The sequence below is a fragment of the Actinoallomurus oryzae genome, assembly GCF_039541955.1.
GTDB lineage: Bacteria > Actinomycetota > Actinomycetes > Streptosporangiales > Streptosporangiaceae > Actinoallomurus > Actinoallomurus oryzae.
On sequence record NZ_BAABHF010000011.1, the window covers coordinates 1 to 5,707 of the forward strand.

Annotated in this window: 4 protein-coding genes; 3 read left to right on the forward strand and 1 reads right to left on the reverse strand. The window is 69.2% G+C overall.

All coding sequences use genetic code 11. From position 1 onward, the window contains the following. Positions 1-125 precede the first annotated feature (125 nt). Positions 126-887, reverse strand: a complete 762-nt coding sequence (locus ABEA10_RS07310) for a DeoR/GlpR family DNA-binding transcription regulator (protein WP_329241421.1) — start codon at positions 885-887, stop codon at positions 126-128. A 501-nt stretch (positions 888-1,388) separates the two neighbouring features. Here ABEA10_RS07310 and ABEA10_RS07315 point away from each other — a divergent pair. The 3 genes from ABEA10_RS07315 to ABEA10_RS07325 all read left to right on the forward strand — a co-directional run. Beyond that, on the forward strand, positions 1,389-3,275 hold the full coding sequence (locus ABEA10_RS07315; RefSeq protein ID WP_345459035.1) for an RICIN domain-containing protein: 1,887 nt from the start codon (positions 1,389-1,391) through the stop codon (positions 3,273-3,275). A gap of 34 nt (positions 3,276-3,309) precedes the next feature. Beyond that, positions 3,310-4,743: an RICIN domain-containing protein gene (locus tag ABEA10_RS07320; protein WP_345459038.1), complete on the forward strand. Its 1,434-nt coding sequence runs from the start codon at positions 3,310-3,312 to the stop codon at positions 4,741-4,743. 32 nt (positions 4,744-4,775) lie between these two features. Next, positions 4,776-5,707: glycoside hydrolase family 16 protein (locus tag ABEA10_RS07325; RefSeq protein ID WP_345459041.1), on the forward strand; the 932-nt coding region annotated here is incomplete at its 3' end.

The following is a 5,707-nucleotide window of genomic DNA, read 5'->3' on the forward strand; positions in this document are numbered from 1 at the left end:
CCATCCACATCGCCGCGATCAACATATGGCTACGAGCAGGCTTCTGAAACACGGCCTAGAACCTCCGGCCGTGAGTGGCCCCTCGCGCGCGGCGGGGGGCCACTCTTCGGTCGGCCGGTGGGCGGTCAGACGCGGACGACCTCGGGGCCGGCGGCGGCGAGGTCGGCGGCCAGGCCGCTGTCGAGGCCGGTGTCGGTGATCAGGACGCTGATGTCGGACAGCGACGCGAACTTGGCGAGATAGTCGTTGCCGACCTTGGTGTGGTCGACGAGCAGGACGGTGCGCTGCGCGGCCTCGATCATCGACTGCTTGATGGCGGCCTCGGCCGGGTCGGGGGTGGTCAGCCCGACCTCGGCGGAGATCCCGTTGGTAGCCATGAACGCGACGTCGACCCGCAGCCGCGACAGCGGCCGCATGGCCCAGTCGTCGACGGTCGCGAGCGTACGCCCGCGGACCCGGCCGCCGAGCATGATCACGCTGAGGTTGGAGCGGGTGGCCAGGATGGTGGCGAGCGGCGGTGAGTTGACGATCACCGTCAGCTCACGGTCGCTCGGCAGGACCTGCACCAGCCGGCCGGTCGTCGACCCGGCGTCGATGATGATCGACCCGTCGGCGGGCAGCTCGGCCAGGGCCGCCTTGGCGATGCGTTCCTTCTCCGCGGTCATCACGGCGTCGCGCGCCGCGAGGGCCGGCTCGAAACCGAGACGCTCGACGGGGATCGCGCCGCCGTGGACGCGGCGCAGCGTGCCCGCGCGCTCGAGCACGGTCAGGTCACGCCGGATCGTCTCCATCGTGACCCCGAAGTCCTCGGCGAGGGTGACGACGTCGACCCGCCCGGCGTCGCGCGTGCGCTGGAGGATCTCCTGCTGCCTCTCCTCGGCGTACATGTTGTTTGACCACCGTTTCGGAGTTGGTTTCGTCTGTGTTTATCTCTCCGGTCTGTGGTGGTCAAGGGCGGCGGGCGCCGAGTGGCCGATCATGCATTCGCCCGGCGCCGGTGCGGTTCTTCTGACGGGGTGTTGACAGCGCTTGACCGCACCGTTACCGTCGGATCCACTGTAAGTAAGGTTTCTTAATTAATCAGGCTTCGGGGGATGCCGGTCCGATCGTGTTCCGCCGAAGGGACGCCTGCCATGCCGCACCGAACGCCTTCCCCAGGGGCACCCCGGTGGTGGCGGGGAGGTCTCGCGTCCGGTCGCGTCGCCGTGACCGCGCCGCACGCCCGCGGCCCGCCGCGAGTGCCCATGCCCGCCGCCGCGGACGCCGCCTCCCGTGAGAGCACCCGCCTGCCGCCACAGGCACCGTGCCGCCTTCGCGAGGGAGTCCGCCCGCCGCCACGGGCACAGCGCCACCTCCGCCGATCGACACCCGGGAAGCCGAGCCCTGCCATGACGACAAACGTCCGCCGTGCCCGCCGCCGGCCCGCACGGCTGCTCGTGTCCTCCGCCCTCCTCGCCCTCGTGGCCGCACTCTTCACCGGCGGCCTGTCACCCGCGCACGCCGCGGGCGAGACCGTCAATATCTGGCTGACCACCACCGACGACTCCGCCGGCCGTCACGTCACCCGCGGTCTGCAACAGCAGACGCCGATCGCCTTCGGGACCGGCGGCAGCGGCACGCAGAACATCACCGTCAACGAGAACACCCGCTACCAGCAGTTCACCGGAGCCGGCGCGTCGTTCACCGACACGGCCGCCTGGCTCATGAACAGCAGCGGGGCCCTCAGCGCCACCACCCGCACCCAGGTGATGCAGAAGCTGTTCGACCCGAGCAGCGGCATCGGCCTGGACTTCCTCCGCAACCCGATGGGGGCGTCCGACCTGGCGCGGGGCAACTACTCGTACGACGATATGCCCGCCGGGCAGACCGACCCGAGCCTCAGTCACTTCTCCATCTCCCACGACCTGGCCGACATCCTGCCGCTGACCAAACAGGCCCGGCAGCTCAACCCGTCGCTCAAGGTCATGGGCACGCCGTGGAGCGCCCCGGCGTGGATGAAGGACAACGACACGTTCAACCAGCCCGGCTGGCTGGAGGCGCAGTACTACGGTGCGTACGCCCAGTACTTCGTCAAGTACATCCAGGCCTACCAGGCGCAGGGCGTGCCGATCGACTTCGTCTCCGCGCAGAACGAGCCGACGTGCTGCGCCGGGTACCCGTCGATGAGCTGGAACGGCTCCGGCCTGGACTACTTCACCAAGACGGACCTGCTGCCGGCCTTCCACGCCGCCGGCCTGTCCACCAAGGTCCTCGCCCTGGACTGGAACTGGGACACGTACGCGAACTACGGCGCGCCGCAGGTCGACGACTCCGCGATCCGCAGCGATCCGAACTTCGGCGGCATCGCCTGGCACGGCTACGGCGGCGACGTCGGCGAGCAGACCACGGTGCACGGCCAGTACCCGAACGTGGACGCCTACGACACCGAGCACTCCGGCGGCACCTGGATCTCCGACCAGCAGCGGGAGGACATGCACAACATCGTCGACTACACCCGCAACTGGGGGAAGAGCGTCGTGAAGTGGTCGCTCGCGGTGGACCAGAACATGGGCCCGCACAACGGCGGCTGCGGTACGTGCACCGGGCTGATCACCGTGCACAACGGCGACAGCCGCAGCGGCCAGGTCGACTACACGATCGAGTACTACGACATGGGCCACCTGACGAAGTTCGTCAGGCCCGGCGCGTACCGCATCGACTCCACCGCCAGTTCCGCCGTGCCGAACGTCGCGTGGCGCAATCCGGACGGCTCGAAGGCGCTGATCGCCTACAACGACAGCGGCTCCGCGCAGTCGCTCAAGGTCAACTGGGGCGGCGAGTCGTTCACCTACTCCCTGCCGGCCAGGACCACCGCGACGTTCACCTGGAGCGGCACGCAGAGCAGCGGCAGCGGCGGCACCGGTCAGATCACCGGTTACGGCGGTAAGTGCGTCGATGTGGCGGGTGCGAGTAGTGCGAACGGTACGGCGGTGCAGCTTTATGACTGCAACGGTACGAGTGCGCAGCAGTGGACGGTCGGTTCGGACGGCACGTTGCGGGCGCTCGGTAAGTGCATGGATGTGACCGCGGCCGGTACGGCGAACGGTACGCAGATTCAGCTGTACGACTGCAACGGCACCGGTGCCCAGCAGTGGACCAAGGGATCGAACAGCTCCCTCGTCAACCCGGCGTCGGGCAAGTGCCTGGACGCGACCGGCCCGAGCTCGGCCAACGGCACGCGCCTGCAGATCTGGACCTGCACCGGCGCCGCCAACCAGCAGTGGACCACTCCGTAACCCCCCACCGGTAACGACCCCGCCAGGAGAAGTCATGCCACGACCTCGGTTCACCATGCTCCGAAACAGGGCGTCGCGCCTCGCGGCACTCGCCACGCTCCCGCTCGCCGCCGCCGGTGTGCTCGCCACCGGGCAGACCGCGCACGCCGCCGTCAACCCCGGGCCGGGCTTCCCCGCCCACTACGCCGCCCCGTACGTCGAGACCTGGGGTTCCACCTCCGCGATGGCCAACGCGCAGGCGGCCACCGGGCTGAAGTACTACACGCTCGCCTTCGTCATCGGCGGGGGCGGCTGCAACGCGACCTGGAACGGCGACACCTCCATCGACAACGCCGGCTGGGAGACCGCGATCAACAACCTGCGAGCCTCCGGCGGCGACGTCATCGTCTCCTTCGGCGGCGCGTCCGGCACCGAGCTGGGCCAGGCGTGCACCTCGGTCTCCACGCTCCAGGCCCAGTACAAGCGGGTGATCGACACCCTCAACCTGACACGCGTCGACCTGGACATCGAGGGCTCGGCGCTGAACGACACCGCCGCCAACGACCGGCGGAACCAGGCGCTCGCCGCGCTCCAGCAGCAGTACGCCGCGGCGGGCAAGCACCTCGCCGTCGACTACACGCTGCCGGTCGACCCGAGCGGCCTGGAGTCCAACGCCGTCAGCCTGCTGAACAACGCCAAGAGCCGCGGCGTCGACGTCAGCGTCGTCAACATCATGACGATGGACTACGGCTCGGCCATGGACATGGGCCAGGCCGCGGTCAACGCCGCCACCGGCCTGCACACCCAGCTCGGGCAGATCTGGACCGCCAAGTCCTCCGACCAGCTCTGGGCGATGGAGGGCAACACCCCGATGATCGGGGTGAACGACACGACCAGCGAGGTCTTCACCACCGGCAACGCCTCGACGCTGGAGAGCTTCGCGGCGAGCCACGGCATCCAGCTGCTGGCGTACTGGGCCCTCGGTCGCGACAAGGCGTGCGCGACCAACGGCCAGCTGTCCGACTCGTGCAGCGGCACGCCGCAGAGCGCGTACCAGTTCGCCCGGACGTTCAACGCCATCACCAGCGGGTCCGACGGAGGCGGTGCGACCGGTCGGATCACCGGTTACGGCGGTAAGTGCGTCGATGTGGCGGGTGCGAGTAGTGCGAACGGTACGGCGGTGCAGCTTTATGACTGCAACGGTACGAGTGCGCAGCAGTGGACGGTCGGTTCGGACGGCACGTTGCGGGCGCTCGGTAAGTGCATGGATGTGACCGCGGCCGGTACGGCGAACGGTACGCAGATTCAGTTGTACGACTGCAACGGCACCGGTGCGCAGCAGTGGACGAGGGGTTCGAACAGTTCGCTCGTCAACCCGGCGTCGGGCAAGTGCCTGGACGCGACCGGTCCCAGCTCGGCCAACGGCACCCGGTTGCAGATCTGGAGCTGCACCGGCGCCGCCAACCAGCAGTGGACCCTGCCGTCCTGACGGCATCCGGACCGACGAGAAAGGAGACCGACATGCTCACCGCAACTCGCCGGCGCGCCGGGCTGGTCGCTCTGGCGTGCGCACTGATCGCCGGGTCTGGGGGCGCCGCGACGGCGGCGACGAAGGTCGCCCAGGCCCCGCGCGCCGTCGCGCCGGCCGCGGCGACGTTCACCGACGACTTCAACGGCGCCGCCGGCTCGGCCGTCGACCAGGGCAAGTGGCGCCTGGAGACCGGCGACAACGTCAACAACCACGAGCGTGAGTACTACACCAGCGGCACGAACAACGCCGCCCTCGACGGCCAGGGCCACCTGGTCATCACCGCGAAGAAGGAGAACCCGGCCGGCTACCAGTGCTGGTACGGCACGTGCCAGTACACCTCGGCCAGGATGAACACCGCCTCGACGTTCACCCAGGCGTACGGCCACTTCGAGACGCGGATGAAGATCCCGCGCGGGCAGGGCATGTGGCCCGCGTTCTGGCTGCTCGGCACCGGGAACCAGGGCTGGCCGGGCAACGGCGAGATCGACGTCATGGAGAACGTCGGGTTCGAGCCGGGCACCGTCCACGGCACGATCCACGGCCCGGGGTACTCCGGCAGCGAAGGCATCGGCGCCGGATACACCCTTCCCGGCGGGCAGGCCTTCGCCGACGGCTTCCACACCTTCGCCATCGACTGGTCGCCGAACACCATCACCTGGTCGGTGGACGGCAACCCGTACGAGACCCGCACCCCGGCCGACCTGGGCGGCGACAACTGGGTGTTCGACCATCCGTTCTACATCATCATGAACCTCGCGGTCGGCGGCTACTGGCCCGGCGACCCGGACGGCTCGACTCCCTTCCCGGCGCAGCTCGTCGTGGACTACGTGCACGTCACCACGTCCTCGACCGGCAGCGGTGCGACCGGTCGGATCACCGGTTACGGCGGTAAGTGCGTCGATGTGGCGGGTGCGAGTAGTGC

Bases quoted from the DNA above. Each gene is read 5' to 3' on its own strand.
- ABEA10_RS07310 (WP_329241421.1), bottom strand. From the start codon at position 887: ATGTACGCCGAGGAGAGGCAGCAGGAGATCCTCCAGCGCACGCGCGAC.
- ABEA10_RS07315 (WP_345459035.1), top strand. From the start codon at position 1,389: ATGACGACAAACGTCCGCCGTGCCCGCCGCCGGCCCGCACGGCTGCTC.
- ABEA10_RS07320 (WP_345459038.1), top strand. From the start codon at position 3,310: ATGCCACGACCTCGGTTCACCATGCTCCGAAACAGGGCGTCGCGCCTC.